At 70.7% G+C, this 15,554-nt stretch carries 16 protein-coding genes; 8 read left to right on the plus strand and 8 right to left on the minus strand.

From position 1 onward, the window contains the following. The 3 genes from Q0A34_RS11895 to Q0A34_RS11905 all read left to right on the plus strand — a co-directional run. Nucleotides 1-1,426: AMP-binding protein (locus Q0A34_RS11895; RefSeq protein ID WP_291480210.1), on the plus strand; the 1,426-nt coding region annotated here is incomplete at its 5' end. A 73-nt stretch (nucleotides 1,427-1,499) separates the two neighbouring features. Continuing rightward, a complete protein-coding gene (locus Q0A34_RS11900; protein WP_291480211.1) occupies nucleotides 1,500-1,841 on the plus strand; it encodes a VOC family protein in 342 nt (113 codons plus the stop codon). An 89-nt stretch (nucleotides 1,842-1,930) separates the two neighbouring features. Beyond that, nucleotides 1,931-3,385 (plus strand): bifunctional phosphatase PAP2/diacylglycerol kinase family protein, encoded by a 1,455-nt coding sequence (locus tag Q0A34_RS11905; protein ID WP_291480212.1) that lies wholly within the window; start codon nucleotides 1,931-1,933, stop codon nucleotides 3,383-3,385. On the opposite strand, the gene Q0A34_RS11910 is transcribed toward Q0A34_RS11905, so the two are convergent. Together Q0A34_RS11910 and Q0A34_RS11915 are read right to left on the minus strand one after the other, a co-directional pair. Then, nucleotides 3,352-4,014 (minus strand): phosphatase PAP2 family protein, encoded by a 663-nt coding sequence (locus tag Q0A34_RS11910; protein WP_291480213.1) that lies wholly within the window; start codon nucleotides 4,012-4,014, stop codon nucleotides 3,352-3,354. The genes Q0A34_RS11905 and Q0A34_RS11910 overlap by 34 nt on opposite strands. Then, entirely contained in the window at nucleotides 4,011-5,453 is a 1,443-nt protein-coding gene (locus Q0A34_RS11915; RefSeq protein ID WP_291480214.1) for an NAD(P)/FAD-dependent oxidoreductase, read from the minus strand. Before Q0A34_RS11915 ends, Q0A34_RS11910 begins: the two co-directional genes overlap by 4 nt. 131 nt (nucleotides 5,454-5,584) lie before the next feature. On the opposite strand from Q0A34_RS11915, the gene Q0A34_RS11920 reads away from it, so the two are divergent. From Q0A34_RS11920 to Q0A34_RS11935, 4 genes are read left to right on the plus strand one after another with little or no spacing between them, the layout of a single operon-like run. Beyond that, the gene (locus Q0A34_RS11920; protein ID WP_291480215.1) at nucleotides 5,585-6,616 is read left to right on the plus strand and encodes a pirin family protein; all 1,032 of its coding nucleotides are present in this window, start codon (nucleotides 5,585-5,587) and stop codon (nucleotides 6,614-6,616) included. Continuing rightward, nucleotides 6,613-6,987 carry a GNAT family N-acetyltransferase gene (locus Q0A34_RS11925; protein WP_291480216.1) on the plus strand — a complete coding sequence of 125 codons (375 nt, stop codon included), beginning with the start codon at nucleotides 6,613-6,615 and terminating at the stop codon, nucleotides 6,985-6,987. Before Q0A34_RS11920 ends, Q0A34_RS11925 begins: the two co-directional genes overlap by 4 nt. Then, entirely contained in the window at nucleotides 6,984-7,466 is a 483-nt protein-coding gene (locus Q0A34_RS11930) for a carboxymuconolactone decarboxylase family protein (RefSeq protein ID WP_291480217.1), read from the plus strand. The genes Q0A34_RS11925 and Q0A34_RS11930 overlap by 4 nt, the downstream gene beginning before the upstream one ends. A 1-nt stretch (nucleotide 7,467) precedes the next feature. Beyond that, a complete protein-coding gene (locus Q0A34_RS11935) occupies nucleotides 7,468-8,295 on the plus strand; it encodes a pirin family protein (protein ID WP_291480218.1) in 828 nt (275 codons plus the stop codon). Here Q0A34_RS11935 and Q0A34_RS11940 read toward each other — a convergent pair. Beyond that, nucleotides 8,275-8,652: a hypothetical protein gene (locus Q0A34_RS11940; protein ID WP_291480219.1), complete on the minus strand. Its 378-nt coding sequence runs from the start codon at nucleotides 8,650-8,652 to the stop codon at nucleotides 8,275-8,277. The two genes, Q0A34_RS11935 and Q0A34_RS11940, sit on opposite strands and share 21 nt — an antisense overlap. Before the next feature lie 177 nt (nucleotides 8,653-8,829). Between Q0A34_RS11940 and Q0A34_RS11945 the strand changes: the two genes are divergently transcribed. Continuing rightward, nucleotides 8,830-9,489, plus strand: a complete 660-nt coding sequence (locus Q0A34_RS11945) for a hypothetical protein (protein ID WP_291480220.1) — start codon at nucleotides 8,830-8,832, stop codon at nucleotides 9,487-9,489. Here Q0A34_RS11945 and Q0A34_RS11950 read toward each other — a convergent pair. From Q0A34_RS11950 to Q0A34_RS11970, 5 genes are all read right to left on the minus strand, one after another. Then, nucleotides 9,479-10,063 carry a nitroreductase family protein gene (locus Q0A34_RS11950; protein ID WP_291480221.1) on the minus strand — a complete coding sequence of 195 codons (585 nt, stop codon included), beginning with the start codon at nucleotides 10,061-10,063 and terminating at the stop codon, nucleotides 9,479-9,481. The two genes, Q0A34_RS11945 and Q0A34_RS11950, sit on opposite strands and share 11 nt — an antisense overlap. 79 nt (nucleotides 10,064-10,142) lie before the next feature. Next, on the minus strand, nucleotides 10,143-11,141 hold the full coding sequence (locus Q0A34_RS11955; RefSeq protein ID WP_291480306.1) for an oxygenase MpaB family protein: 999 nt from the start codon (nucleotides 11,139-11,141) through the stop codon (nucleotides 10,143-10,145). Nucleotides 11,142-11,153: 12 nt separating this feature from the next. Further along, nucleotides 11,154-11,372, minus strand: a complete 219-nt coding sequence (locus Q0A34_RS11960) for a hypothetical protein (RefSeq protein ID WP_291480222.1) — start codon at nucleotides 11,370-11,372, stop codon at nucleotides 11,154-11,156. A gap of 162 nt (nucleotides 11,373-11,534) precedes the next feature. After that, nucleotides 11,535-14,504: an FAD/NAD(P)-binding protein gene (locus Q0A34_RS11965; RefSeq protein WP_291480223.1), complete on the minus strand. Its 2,970-nt coding sequence runs from the start codon at nucleotides 14,502-14,504 to the stop codon at nucleotides 11,535-11,537. After that, nucleotides 14,501-15,460 (minus strand): pyridoxal-phosphate dependent enzyme, encoded by a 960-nt coding sequence (locus tag Q0A34_RS11970; protein WP_363316453.1) that lies wholly within the window; start codon nucleotides 15,458-15,460, stop codon nucleotides 14,501-14,503. The genes Q0A34_RS11965 and Q0A34_RS11970 overlap by 4 nt, the downstream gene beginning before the upstream one ends. Between the last annotated feature and the right edge of the window lie 94 nt (nucleotides 15,461-15,554).

The raw sequence follows: 15,554 nt of genomic DNA on the forward strand, positions 1-15,554 counted from the left end.
ACTACGTGACCAGGCTGTACTCACCGCACAGGCGCTTGTCGCCAACGGGGTCGGCGCTGACAGCAAGGTGGGAATCATGGCGCGCAACGGCAGGGGATTCCTCATTCCCCTGGCGGCCAAAGGGTACGTGGGTTTCACCGTGTTCCTGCTGAATGTGGGGGCCAGCAGGACACAGATCGCCAGTATCGTCGACGACCACGACATCAGCTTCCTTTTCGTGGACTCAGAGTTCGACGACAGGGTTCCCGACCAGAGTTCAGAGGTCAGTATCTGCCATTCGTGGATCGGAGACGGTGCGCGGAAGGACATCACTTTCCCCTCTTTCCGTGATTTGTGGGCCACGCCGGGGACATCGGACGTGACATTCGGACGCCGTCCCCGTCAGGGAGGAGTTGTCCTGATGTCCTCAGGGACGAGTGGCACGCCGAAGGCGGTGGGGCACGGCGAACCGCATGTGCCGCTGGGCGTTCTCGGTCCCCCCGTCGAAACCTGTGGGTTGCAGGCCGGGTGCACCCTGCAGATGACTGCGAGCATGTTCCACGTCCTCGGGTGGGGTGCGTCGTGCATCGCCCTGTTCGCCGGTTGCACGATCGTGACGCAGCGGCACTTCGACGCGGAGAACGTGCTGCACCAGCTCGACCGGTACCGGTGTGACGGTCTGATCAGTTCCGCTGTGTTCCTCAAGGACCAGCTCGCGGTCCACGAGTCCGACCCCGGCAGGTACGACACCTCCTCGCTCACCTTCATCCTCAACGCCGGTAACGCCATGAGCGAGGACCTGGTCCGTGGCCTGCAGGAGCGCTACGGGTACATCCTCGGTTCCGGTTACGGGTCCACCGAGGGGTTGCTCGTGTCCTACTCCAGTCCGTCGGATCTCAGGGAAGATCCGTTGACGGCCGGGCACCCTGTGTGGAACGGGCGCCTGGAACTGCTCGATCCCGACAGCGGCAGCGAGGTCGAGCCAGGTCAGGTGGGTGTGGTTCACGCCCGCAACGCCATGTCGATGAAGGGGTACCTGGGTACCAGGGATCGCGAGGATGCGACCCGTGGACTGCTCAGCCTCGGTGACAAGGGTGTCATCGACCCGGAGAGCGGGCGGTTGCGGGTGTTGGGCCGTAACAACGACATGATCATCGTCGGCGGTGAAAACATCTGGCCGACCTCGGTGTCCGACATCATCGACCGGGCTGGGGGTGTGGCCGAGTCGTACTGTGTGGGTGTGGAGGACGACGAGACGTTCCAGCGGGTGAAGGCGTACGTCGTCACCGACGGTTCCGTCGAGTTGACCGAGGACGACATCCGTGAGCATGTGCGGGAGAACTTCATGGCTCCGGCGATTCCCCGGGACGTGGTGCTGATGGACCGGCCGTTGCCGCGTAACCCGATCGGCAAGGTCGTCAAGCGCGAGCTCGAGGCCTTCGGCTGAGCGGCTTCCTGCGCCCGCACCGTGGAGTGGCCTGCATCGGGAACTCCGGTGGTTTCCGGTGTAAAATCATGGGATGGCGACGTTCACGACAGTCGAGATGTACTCCACCGATGCCGCGGCGTCGGCCGCCTTCATGGCAGACGTCTTCCAGCACCCCAGCACCCTCTACGGCGACTCCTACTACGACGTGCACGTCGGCGACGGCTTCACCGTCGCCTTCCAGACCAACCCCGAACCCCCACCGCCGCTGGCCATCTTCCGGGTGGACGACCTCGGGAAGATGCGCGAGACGGTGATCGCCGCAGGCGGGGTCATCACCGTCGAACCCTTCGACTTCCCCGGCGGGCGTCGTTTTCAGTTCAGGGAACCCGGTGGGAACGAGTTGTCCGTCTGGACCCCGACGGTCGACCGGTGACACGGGTACCATGAGCTGCACCGGACAGTCGCCGGCAGACACATGCAGCGGAAGGCCAGACAGTGGGAGATCGTCGCAGGAACACCGCGGTGGATGAGGTGGCTGCCGGACTGCGGCGGCTCGACCATGACGTCTTCGCCGCCGTCGCAGGGGCGGACAACCCCCAACTGGATGCGGTGATCCCGCGCCTCACGACGGCCGCGAACTACTCGCGGCTGTGGGTCGGGGCCGCCGGCGCGATGGCACTCACACGGCAACCTTCACTGCAGCGTGCCGCTACCCGCGGCCTGGTCAGTCTCGCCTGCGCCAGTCTCGTGGCGAACCAGCTGGCCAAGAGGTCGTGGCGCCGGGCCCGCCCGGGGCACGGCTCGGTCCCCCTCCCCCGGAGGATCCGCCGTTACCCACGGTCCAGTTCCTTCCCCTCCGGGCACTCCGCCAGTGCCGCGGCCTTCGCCGTCGGTGCGGGTCTCGAGAATCCGCCGGCCGGTGCGGGTCTCGGCGCACTGGCCGGGCTCGTCGGGTTCTCCCGCGTGTACACCGGCGCCCACTATCCCAGCGACGTCGTCGTCGGATGGGGTCTGGGTGCCCTCGTCGCCGCCGTCGGTGGCGCGGTGGTGCCGCCGCCCACCACCCGGGCCCGCGTCTCCACCGAACCGTTGTTCGTGGAGCGCCGGGGGCGCCCGGACGGCGAGGGCCTCGTCCTCGTCGTCAACCCCGCCTCGGGGGACGGCACGGGGGAACGCATTCTCCGGCACGTGGAGAAGGCGCTCCCGTCCGCCGAGATCATCGCACTGTCCCCCGACGACGACGTGGTCGAGGTGCTGGAGAACGCCGCGGACCGTGCGGAGGTCCTGGGCGTGGCCGGCGGTGACGGCACCGTGGCCACAGCGGCCGGCGTCGCACTGCGGGCGGGCACGCCCCTGGCGGTGTTCCCCGCCGGCACCTTCAACCACTTCGCCAAGCAGATGGGCTGCACCACCGCGCAGCAGACGGTGAAGGCGGTGCGCGCCGGCACCCTGGAGATGGTCGACGTCGCCACCCTGAACGGCGACACCACACTGCTGAACACGGCGAGCATCGGCGCCTACCCGCAGTTCGTCACCACCCGGGAACGTTACGAGGGGAAGATCGGCAAGACCCTGGCCTCCGCCGTCGCGGCGTGGAAGGTGCTCACCGAGGAGCAGGCGGTGCGGATCCGGTTCGACGACAGGACGGTGACCACGTCCCTGTTCTTCCTGGGCAACTCCGTGTACCGGCCGTCCGGGTTCGCCCCGGTCGACCGCGCCGGTGTCGGTGACGGCCTGCTGGACGTGCGCATGCTGGAGATCGGCAGGCCTTTCGCCCGGCTGCGCATCACGGCGTCGTTGCTGACCGGGCGGTTGAACCGCAGTCCGCTCTACCATGAGCTGCACCGGCCGGTGTTCCGGTTCGAGGTGCTCGGCGAGCCCACCCCGGTGGCGCACGACGGGGAGGTCGGCGAGGCGCGGTCGACCGTGGAGTTCGTCTCCCACTACCGGGTGCTGCCGGTGTACCGCCCGCGGTAGAGACACCCGTACAGGCACAGCAGCAGCCACGCGGAGCCCAGTGCCCACCCGGCGAGCACGTCGGACGGGTGGTGCACGTTCAACGCCACCCGCGCGACCCCCACCGCCACGCACAGGACGGCACCGGCGACGGTCAGGACGCCACGGACGTGCGCCCGCACCGACCGGGCGTACACCACCAGCAGCGCGCCGACGGCGACGAGGACGCCCAGCGCGTGGCCGGACGGGAAGGACATGCCGGACGCCGCGACGAGCTGCGTCACCGGCCGGTCCCGCTCCGCCAGTTGTTTGGCCGCCACGGAGACGATCCCGCTGCCCCAGACGCTGACGGCGAGGAACACCGCGACGCGCGTCCTGCCGCGGCGCAGTTCCAGGAGCACGGGCACCACCACCAGGGCCCGCCAGACCGCCGGGTCGGAGACCGTGCTCAGGCCGTCCCACAGCGGAACCCACCAGCCGTGCGCCTGCGCCAGTCCGTGGGCGGCCTCCAGGGCCCGGCCGTCAGGCCCGTCGACCCACGGCCACCCGCGGGCCCAGCCGGCCCACAGGACCGCGTAGAGCACCAGTGCCGTCACGGCACTCACGCCACTCACGGCCGCTGACACCGCCACCGGACGTGCGGAGGTCATTCACCCAGCACCATGTCGCGTCGCTGGTCGCCGAAGGAGAACTCCACCAGTTCCCGGAGGTAGTTCTGCGTGTACACCCACGGCGAGGAGTGCCCCTGCCTGGGGAACCTGTCGGCACTGCGTCGCAGGTAGGCGGCGGCGAAGTCGAACAACGGCCGGTCGACGGGCCCCGGCGGGGGAGCGGGGAAGTAGGTCTCCACGCCGCTCTTCCACAGTTTCACCATGTAGCGCGACACCAGGTCCGAGCGCAGCGTCCACGACCCGTTGATGTAGCCCACCGTGAAGCTGAAGTTCGGCAGGCCGGCGAGCATCATGCCGCGGTAGAAGGCCTGCTCGTTGACGGCCAGCGGGCGTCCGTCGATGCTGAGGGTGCCGCCGCCGAAGGCCTGCAGGTCCAGTCCGGTGGCGGTGACGATGACGTCGGCGGGGATCTCCTCCCCGGAGCTGACGCGTACACCGTCGGCGGTGACGCGGTCGATGGTGTCGGTGACGATGCGGGCGTTGCCGCGCAGGGCGGTGAAGATGTCGCCGTCGGGTGCCTTGCACACCCGCTTCTCCCACGGCCGGTGACGCGGCGTGAAGTGCCGGTCGATCAGCCCGCTGTCGATGTAGCGGTGCTGCATCCGGCGCAGGGCCCGGGTGAACAGCCACGGGGCACGCTGGCCCACGGTGTGCTGCGCCATGTCCCGGACGGCGTGGGTGAACCGCGCGGCGGGGTAGGCCGCCTTCGCCGGGAGCACCGTGCGCCATGCCCTGCTGATGGTGTCCACCGCCGGCATGGGGGCCACGAAGGTGGGGCTGCGCTGCAGCATCGTCACATGCGCGCCGAGCCGTTCGAGTGCGGGCACCAGGGTCACCGCGGTGGCGCCGGAGCCGATCACGGTGATCCGGCGTCCCGCGCAGTCGAGGTCCTCCGGCCACTCCTGCGGGTGGATCATCGTCCCGGTGAAGTCCTCCTCGCCGGGGAAGGCGGGACGGTGGCCGCGCCCGTGCACGAAGTACCCGGAGGCGTAGTGGACGCGCCGGGCGTGGACGGTGTGCTCGCCGTCCTCCGTCACGGCGGTGACCTCGTACATCCGCCGGTCCGTCCGCCAGTTCGCGTCGCGGATCCAGGAGCCGGTGCGCAGGCGTTCCAGGGCGCCGCAGTCCCGGGCGACGTCGCGGATGTACTCCTTGATGTCCGCCCCCTGGCCGAGGGTCCCCTCGTGGGGCCACGGGGCGAAGGGGAAGCCGTAGGTCGCCATGTCCGAGTCGGAGCGGATCCCCGGGTAGGTGAAGGTGTGCCAGGTGCCGCCGAGGTCCGCGTTGGCGTCGTGGATCTCCCACGACCAGTCGGGGAAGTTGCGGGCGACATGGTGCGCCAGGTCGACACCGGAGAGTCCGGCGCCGACGATCAGCAGGTCGAGGGGGTTCTCCGGGGAGCCTGGGCGGGTAACCATGCTCACAGCGTACAAGCGCGTAATGTCCGGGGGAGACGGATCGGGCCCCGGAGGCGGGGATTGAGCTACACTGAAATAGTTGATACATCAACTACATGGTGTGGCGACGACCCGGAGCGAAGGGACTGGAGATGTCGAACCCGCAAGAGCCCACGAAAGAGACCCGCGAAGCAGAGCACGTCCCCGTCGAGATCATCACCGCGCGCGACGTGCCCCTCGGCGGTCCGCGCGCCATGACGGTGCACCGCACCCTGCCCCAGCGTCGACGCAGTCTCATCGGCGCCTGGTGCTTCCTCGACCACTACGGTCCCGACCCTGTCGCCACCACCGGCGGCATGGACGTGGCCCCGCACCCGCACACCGGACTGCAGACCGTCTCCTGGCTGTTCGACGGGGAGATCCGGCACGACGACTCCCACGGCGTCCACGAACTCGTCCGCCCGGGCGAGATCAACCTCATGACCGCCGGCGCGGGGATCTGCCACTCCGAGGTCTCCACGGAGAACACCGTGGAGCTGCACGGTGTCCAGCTGTGGACCGTCCTGCCGGAGGAGGCCCGGCACGGCCCCCGCCGCTTCGACCACCACGCCCCGGCGCCGGTGACCTTCACCGGGGGCTCCGCGCTGGTCTTCCTCGGTTCGCTGATGGGGTCGACCTCCCCGGTGCCGACCTTCACGCCGCTGGTCGGCGCCGAGCTCCGGCTGGACCCGGGGGCGGTGCTGCACCTCGACGTCGACGCGTCGTTCGAGCACGGCGTCCTCGTCGACGCCGGCGACGTGACCGTCGGAGGTGTGCCCGTGGCGCCGACGGAGCTGGCCTACACCGGCACCGGTGCGGAGTCGCTGACGGTGGCGAACACCGGGGACGACCGGGCCCGGATCATCCTCATCGGCGGTGAACCCTTCGGTGAGGACGTGGTGATGTGGTGGAACTTCATCGGCCGCGACGACGCGGAGATCCGCCGCTACCGCGAGGAGTGGAACACCCACGGCGAGCGTTTCGGCGAGACCCACGGCTATGTGCCCCACCACCCGGACGGCCCGTTCCGGCTGCCTGCCCCGGACATGCCCGAGACTCGCCTGCGGCCCCGCACCAACCCCGCCCCCGTCGCCCGCGCCGGCGACGACCCCTACCGTCCACGACCGGGGAGGAACCACCCGTGACCGACATCCACGACAGGACCGGAGCGGCCGTCTCCGTCCGTCCCACCGCACAGGACGCCGCCTACGCCGCCTATGCCGTCTACCTCGACGACAGCGGGGAGCGGGCCGGCGCCACGTACTACCTCGACGACGGGGACGACCGCATCTTCTTCCACACCACGGTCGGGGAGGAGTACGCGGGACGGGGACTGGCCGGCATCCTCGTCGACCACGCCCTGGCGGACACGGCACGTCAGGGAAGGACCGTCGTCCCCGTGTGCCCCTACGTCCGCGGACGGATCGGCAGGACCGGGTGGGACGGGCCGGTGCGCACACCCACCGACACGGACCTCGCCGCGGTCCGGGAACACACCTCAGGAGGACAGGAATGACCCGCCCCTACATCGACAAGATGAACCCGGAGATCTACCGGGCACTCAACGGCGCCGTCCGTGCCGCGCGGACGTCCTACACCGCCGTCGGACTGCCGCTGGACCTGGTGGAGCTGGTCAACGTGCGGGTATCCCAGATCAACGGCTGCCCGACCTGCCTGAGCATCCACGTTCCGGCGGCCCGCGACGCCGGGGTGGACCCGCAGGTCCTGGACCTGCTGCCCAGCTGGAGGCAGGACACCTCGCAGCTGTTCACCGCACCCCAGCGGGCGGCCCTGGAGCTCGCCGAAGCGTTGACCGAGCCGCAGCCGGGCACCGGACGCACCAGCGTCGCCGACGCCGTCGCCGCGGCGTCCCGCGAGTTCGACGACGACCAGCTCAGCGCGCTGGAATGGGCCGTGGTGCTCATCAACGCCTACAACCGCATCTCCATCGCGTCGGGGCACCCGCCGGCACCGGCGCCCCGGGACAGGACGTGACATGCACACCACGGTGATCCCGTCCGCCGACCGGGCCCGCTGGCCCGGCAGTGACATCGTCTCGCGCCAGTCGTTCCCCGCCACCGGGTCGACCCGCATGACCGACTACGCCTTCGGCCTGCTGCTGATCCACAACGACGACATCGTCGAACCCGGTGAGGGGTTCGACATGCACCAGCACGCCGACGTGGAGATCGTCAGCTGGGTGGTGCACGGCCGGCTCAGGCACCGGGACTCCTCCGGGACGGAGACCGTCCTCGGGCCCGGGCAGGCCGAGGCGATCACCGCCGGACGGGGCGTACGCCACGCCGAGACCAACGCCGCAGGCTTCACCTCCAGGGACACGGTGCGTGTCGTCCAGATGTGGCTGCCGACGGACGAGGCGGGGGCCGACCCGTCCCACGCCGTCGCCGACCTCGACGACGCGCTGGACGCCGCCTCCGCCGTCGGGGAGTTCGTCACCGTCGCCGCCGGTCACCCTGACCCCGGCCCGGACGCTCCAGCCGCTCCAGCCGCGTTACGGATCCGGACGTCCGGCGCCCGGCTGAGGGCTGCCCGCCCGGTTCCCGGACAGGCGGTCACCACCGACCCCGCCCGCTACACGCACGTCTTCGTCGTCTCCGGCGCGGTGCGTCTGCACACCCCGGAGGTCCACGACCTGCGGGAGGGGGACGCCGCCCGCGTCGTCGACGGGGGAGCCCTGCGGATCGAGGCGCTCACCGACGGCCGCACCGAGGGGCAGGACCGGGCGGAGGTGCTGGTCTGGGAGATGTCCCGCAGCGTGGCGACCACCCCACGGCTGCCCGCCTCATCCCGCCGGGTCCGCTGAGCGCCGCGCCGGGGCACCGCAGGTCATCCGCTGCCTGATGGCGCGTGCCTGCGTGCCGGTGACCACGACGGCCAACCCGGAGCGCAGGGACGCCTCCAGTTCCGCGGACGGCAGGGAGTGCAGGTGGGCGGCGGTCAGGGCCTCGCCCCGGATGTTCGTCAGGATCGTGTCGGGGTCCAGGGTGTACACCTGCGTGGCGGAGCGCAGCACCGTCGGTTCCGGCAGGAGGAGCCCGGAGGCCTCCAGGGCGGCGACGGCGAGGTGGCGCTCGTACTCGAACCGGAGGTACCCCTCGAGAGCCTTGTGGGCCCGCCGCCCGTCACCACGTCGACTTTTCCCACCCGAGAACACATGCATAACGGGGTCAGCCTAGTGGCGTCAGAGGGGCCCGGACACCACCCCTAAGGGCCCTTTTCCGCCCCTTCCCGGCCTTTTCCCGGCACGCCCGCGGTTGCCTGCGGGGCACGCCGGTGGCCATGCTGGTGGGAACGTGTACCCGCTACACCGGCACCAGCCCGGCACAGGAGGAACCCCGTGGAGCCGTCACCTCCCGCCCGCTACACCACGGACGACAAGCTCCGGGCCGCCCACCAGGGGCTGGCGGCGGCGGGACGGCAGGGGCTCACCCCGCTGCTGGCGTCGGTGACGGGGTCGGCGCTCCGCGGCCTGGACCACGCCGGCAGCGACCTGGACGTGCTCGTCGCGGTCGCGGACCCGCTGCCCCGTCCCGTCGCGACCGTGTCGGACCGGCTGGACCTCACCCTCGCCGCGGTGACGCACATACTCGACCGGGTCGGGGAGTCCGTCCCGTACGCGGAATGGGCGGTGAGCCCCCACATGGTCACGCAGGGCACGGCCGGTGCAGCCTGGCTCCCGGTGGTCCGTGCACTGCGCCCCGCCCCGTACCGCCTCAGGTCGCACGCGCAGTCGATGGCGTACCGCAGCGCGGCGCGGCAACCGGACCCGGCGAAGGCCGCGCGCCTCGCCCTGGCCGCCTACCGTTTCACCCACACGGCACCCGGCGTCGCCGTGCAGCCACGCACCGTGTTCGACCTGCGCTGCGAGGAGGCCGCCGCGGCGGCGGACTGGTTGTCGGAGGGTGCGGACGGCACCCCCGACCCGCGGGTCGTGCGGGTGGTGGAGCTGCTGCGCAACGCCGCCGGTGGCGCTGCACCGGGCAGCGTCAGTCGTTGAGCAGTACCGACTCGGCGAGGGGGCGGCGGGTGCGTGGGGCGTTCTCCCGGGCGAGCACGGCCTCGTCGGCGCCGGAGGCGTCCCCCGGAGTGCCCACGGCGATGACGGTGAGCGGGACCAGGTCCGTGCCCAGCCCGAAGGCCTGCGACAGCCCGGTCTGGTCGAAGCCGCTCATCTGGTGCACCACCAGGCCGTCGGCGTGCGCCTGGAGGGTGAGGTACGCCGCCGCCTGGCCCGCGTCGTAGCGGGCCTCCGGCAGGGGCCGGCCGTCCTCGCCGACCGTCTCGGCGAGGACCACCACCAGCGCACCGGCGTCCTGCGCCCACCCCCGGTTGAACTCGACCAGCGCCTCCAGCACAGCCCGGTGGGACGCGCTCCCGCGCCGGGTGACCAGGAAGCGCCACGGCTGCCGGTTGAAGGCGGACGGCGCCCACCGGGCGGCCTCGAGTGCGCTGCGCAGCCCGTCCTCGTCGACGGGGGAGTGGGGGTCGTAGATGCGCGGACTCCAGCGGTCGGCGATGACGTCGAGGACGGGGGCGTCGGTACGGGCCGTGCGGTCGGTGATCAGTGTCATGTCCGAAGTCAACCGCACAACCGGCCCGTCTGTTCCCACTTCCATTCACCGGGGACATTATCGCCCCGGGGAAGGTCGGTCAGCCGACCTTGAAGCCGTCCGCGGTGAGGGCCTCCTCGGCGGTCTCGGGGTCGTCCGCCGCCCGGAACTCGAGGATCTGGTCGGTGTGGTTGTGGTCGTAGGCCTTCTGGCCGGTACCTTCCTGACGCTTCCGCAGCAGTTCCTCCCGCTGCTCCAGCGGGGTGAGCGGGTTGCCGTACATGCGGCGGGAGACCTCGGGGCTCAGGACCCGGGGGCTCTGGGCCGGGATGTTCAGCAGCGCCGGCTCGTAGTACCGCAGGGCCCTGGGGCAGATCCGTCCGATGAGCCAGAGGAACAGCCTGGGGTTCGCAGCCAGGACGCGGTAGATCGGCTTCCACGCGGCGATCGCCAGCGTGTCCGTCACCCGGGACTGCTTCACCCCGAGCATCGGACGCATCCACCGGGGGTAGGTGGCGATGATGCTCTTGCGCAGCAGTGGGCGGCCGATCTTCTGCAGCCACTTCGGGAGGTCGGGCTCGATGGTCTCGAACCCGTCGAGGATGACGTCCACGTTGCGGATCGCGGCCTCTGAGGCGGAGAGCTTCTCACGCCAGTCGTCAAGGTACTTCTGCACCTCACCGCGGGTGCGCGGGACGTCCTCCTGGCGGATCGGCTGGGCGGCAGCGGCGGTGACCATCTGCGACCAGTACTCGTTCTCCTCGTCGCGGGACAGCTTGCCGGGACCGAAGGTCTCGTAGGTGTAGAGGATGGAGTGCCACGCGGTCACGTGGATCCACAGCTGCGACTCCGGCTTGTTCGCCTCGAAGTTGTTGCCGGTGACCGGGTTCACGCCGTAGGAGCGGTCGTGGACCTTCATCAGGATGTCGGACATCCGGATCACGGTCTGCGAGTCCGCGGTGATCCAGGAGGTGAAGTACTCCATCGTCCGGTCGTAGCGGACCGGGGTGCGCTTGTACACCTGGCCGGAGGCGTCCACCGCGGCGACGAGATCAGGGTCGAGGTGCTCGATGGTCACCGCGCGGGCGAAGCCCTGCAGCGCGGCCGTGGGTTACAGCCAGACCTTCCATGCGACGGACCCGGGGCCGAACCAGCCTTCGTCGGCACGGGTGATCTTGTCGTTCTTCCCTCCGCGACGGAACGGCTTCCGGCCGGAGGTGTCGCCGGACTTCTCGTCGACGGAGGATCCGTTCCCGTTCGCTGCGGCCGGGATCGTGGCGTCGGCGAGACCGAGGGAGTTGCTCTCGTCACCGGTAAAGGGGCAGGACATGGTGCCCTCCTTCAAGTAGATATCGTGAAAATGTAGCGCTCGTCACACAAACCTACCTGAGATGCGATCGTTCTGGAAGTGAAAACGGTGAACCCGCCGTGGACGACGTACGCCGGGCCGGGGTTGCCGGACGCCGCGATGAGACGCCACCGGGAGATATCCCTACGGGAGATCGATCCCGTCGGTCCGGGCGCCCCCGTCGGCGTCGAGGACCACGTTCGCCGCCAGAGGGATCTGGTGTGACGCGCTCTCCAGGATGTGCATGAAGTACCCGGCGGTGTTGGGCACGGCGATGATGTCACCGGTGGAGATCCCCTCCGGGAAGCGCAGGCGCCGCCGGATGATCACCTCGTCCTCGATGCAGTAGGCCCCCACCAGGAAGCCCTCCGACCCGGGAGCCCGCCCGGGCCCGGAGCTGTCACCGACCCGCACCAGGAGCGGGTCGACGAGGATGTCGTCCGAGGTGGTCCGGCACTGCGTCCGGTTCATCTCGACCCCGACCAACGGCACACCGTCACTACGGTCCTTCAGGAACGCCACACGCGCGAGGATCACCCCGCATCCGTCGAGGACGGAACGACCGGGCTCCAGGTGCAGTCGCAGCCCTCTGCGAGTCAACGCAGTCGCCGCCGTCTCCTGCGTGGACGGCAGACCGACCCGGCCGTGGAGGAGGTCCCGCAACCACCCTCCACGCACAGGCGCCTGATGGAACGGGTACGTGTTCGCCAACGGGTCCGACTTCCACGTGAACGCCGGACCCGCGCCGTCGACCATCGCCGTCCGGGCACTCTGGAAGTGGGCCCACTGGGCCCCGTCGTCGAGGTAGCTCATCGGCACACCACCACCGAGGTCCACGAACTCCGGCCGGTGGCCCGCCTCCACCGCCGTGTCAACGAGGTGCAGGGCGTCTCCCAGGGCGAACAGACGGTCGGACGCGGAGTACCCGTGCAGGTGGAGGTGTACCCCGACAACGTCCACCGTGTCCGCCAGGAGGCCGGTGCCGGCAGACAGGTCGCGCAGGGCCCCCTCCCATACGCGGAGCCGCTCGCCGAAACGGGTCGGGGGCAGGTGCGCCGGGTCGGGGGCGATCCGCGGGGCGACACGCGGGCGACGGCCTCCGGGCGACGCCCCGAGGCCGCGCAGGCGGGCAAGTTCAGCGACGGAGTCCACGGACACCGTCACCCCGTTGTCCACGGCCAGCCGCAGCAGCCGGTCGGGTTTGACCGCGGCACTGAGGATGACCCGGTCCCCGGGGACTCCGCGGTCCAGGACCTGCCGCAGCTCCCTCTCACTTGCGACATCGACTCCGTGACCCGCCCGTACGGCGGTGTCCACGAAACTCAGAGCCTTGTTCGCCTTGCGGGCGTAGAACACGCGGGTGTCCACTCCCGCGTCGGCACCGGCGTCGCGCAGTTCCGCCATGTTCCGCACCATGGGGGCGGTCCGCAGGACGTTGACCGGTGAACCGCGTTCCTCGACGAGGGTCCGGCAGCGGCCGCTGTCGGACAGGAGACTCACCGTCCAGGGTTCCAGCCGTGCGGTCAACGGCACCGTCCCCTCGGCCCCGGGGTTGTCGAGACGCCGGCGGCGGTGGTGGGCGACGACCCTCCGGGCCCACCGGGGGATGACGGTGGTCCCGGCTCCCCCGGTACGTCCCAGGGAGTCTGCGCCGGTGATCGTGCCGTCAGCGTCCCGGCCGATCACCGCCAACTGCGCCACCCCCCGGACGTGTCCGTCCTCGTCGACCCGACAGGTAGCCGTGGGTCGGTCACCGGAACCCCCGGCAACCTGTGCGGCCAGGGTCCCCGGGACCAGCCCGGGAGGCGGGACCACCGCATCGACGACCACGTCCGCAGGTGGGTCGAGCGTTCCGGCCGCGCCCCGGGACGGTGGATGCACGATGCCAGCGTCGACGAGTGCGAGCAGCCGGGCGGCGTTCGGAGGCGTCATGCCGAACGCGACCCGCTCCATGGTGCGGGCTAGTGCGTCGAACCCCGCGAGAGTGCGGCGTCGGCCGTAGGACGAACGCCAGACGACCGCAGGGTAGAGGAGCCGCCAGGCGTGGCCGACCGCCCACACCGCGTCCGGGGCCGCACGACCCGTGGCCACGGCCCAGGAGTGGCGGAGCTCGCCCACCGGGTCGGCGTCAGCGGGCCGGTCCTCGCCGGCGACGATATTGCGCACCAGCTCCGGGGCGGGCCGTGCACCCGCGGCCGCCAGGAGACGGTCCGCGGCACAGGCGAGCGCCTCCCGCAGGTCCCCGGTACTGCGGCTCGTGCGCACCCGCCGGTCCTCCGCTCCGAGCCCGTCCGGTGGGACCAGGCCCGCCAGCGGTCCGGCGGGGTCGGGTTTCACGGTCATGAAACGTCCGGTCCGGCTGAACGGTCGGATCGCCGAGGGCTCGGCACCGCTGGGGACGTAGGCCGCCCCGTTCTCCCCGGTGACGAAGGCCCCCTGCCGTCCGACGGTCAGCTCCAGGACTGCATCGACAAAGGTCAGAGCCGCACCACGGACGTCCACGAGGGCTCCCGGCGCGATGGTGCGCAGGCCGTCGGCCGGATATACGCCGACGACCGGCACCGTCCCGGCCGTGCCGGTCACGGTGGCAGGCAAGGCGCCCGGCCAGGTCGACGCGTGACCGGTGGTCAGCAGGACGTGGTCGTACCCCCGGCCGTTGACCACCCACCCGGTGGCACCCTTCCCGTCCTGCCGGTGTAGCGCGGTGACCCGCCTGTCCACCACACGGACCGTGCACCCGGTGTCCGACCGGCGGCGCACGGTGTCCAGCAACGCCTCCCAGGACTCCGCAAAGAACCGTCCCACCAACGCCCGTGGGGGAAACGGGTCCGGCGCGGAGTCGGTGTGGTCGCGGCGCCAGTCGTCGAAGTCGCCCAGGCCACTGCTGACGATGCGTGAGGACACGTTCAGGGTCCAGTGGTCCGGCTGGTCCGGGCCGTACGCGGCGCCCGCCCCGGGCGGGCGGTCGTCCCAGACATCCACGGTGACCCTTACCCCGTGGTCCCACGCCTGGCTGAGGAGTTCCTCCGTGGCCCACAGGCCCCGCGGCCCGGCGCCCACAACCGCGACCCTCACGTCCACCTGACCCATGTCCGTGTTCTTCTCCCCACTCATGCCCATTCGGGGACCTCCCCGATGTTCTCCGCGACCCACCGCTCGTTGTAGAGCGTGTCCATGTACGCGTTGCCGAAATCGTGGAGGATCACCACGGTGTCCCGGCTGTCCCGGTCGCCGGCCCGGCCCACGTCGGACCCCACCGCGATCCCGCCGGCGGCGGCGATGACGGCACCGCCGGACGCTCCGGGGAGGATGCCTTCGCGGCGGGACAGCGCCCGCGCACCGCACACCGTCTCCCCGGCGGTGACACGCACTACGTGGGAGACCGGGGTGAGTGCGGCGAGTTCCGGAACGACGCCCGCACCGAAGCCGGGTAGCTTCCGGTCCCCGCGCCGGCCGCCGAACAGCACGGAACCTTCCGCGTCCACCGCGGTCACGCGCGTCCGGGCGCCGGCCTCGCGCAGATAACGTACGCAACCGCCGACCGTCCCGGTCGTACTGACCGCGACGAAGAGCCGGTCAGGTGGATGGCCCAGCTGCTCGACGATCTCACGCATGGTTCCCGAGGAGTGTGCGGTGAAGGCCGCCCGGTTGGAGTACTGGTCGAGATTCACTGCACCGGGGAGGCCGGTCAGGAGGTCGCCGACCAGTGCCCTGCGGGCGGCCAGCCAGTCACCGGTGACCGGGTCCGGCGAGGTCACCCGGTGCACGGTGGCTCCCAGTGCCTCCATCACCGCGACCGTCTGCCGGTTCGCCCGCGGGTCGACCACGCAGTGGAAGTCGATGTCCTGCAGTGCACAGTCCCGGGCCAGCGCCACGCCGAGATTGCCGGAGCTGGACTCCACCACACATCCCCCCGGCTCCAGGACACCGGAGTCCATGGCAGCGTCAAGCAGGGCCGCGGCGGTGCGGTCCTTGGCACTGCCGCTGGGGTTGAAGCCCTCGAGCTTCGCCCACACCCGGCCCGGCCCGGGGAACAGCCGTTCCAGGAGCACCATCGGGGTGTTTCCCACGGTGCCGCGAATTCCTGTGTTGATCGTGGTGCCTTTCCTCGCACGTCGCGGTCTCTGCCTGTCTCTGCCGGACATGTACGACGGTACGCTGCGG

The organism is Corynebacterium sp., from assembly GCF_022712195.1.
GTDB lineage: Bacteria > Actinomycetota > Actinomycetes > Mycobacteriales > Mycobacteriaceae > Corynebacterium.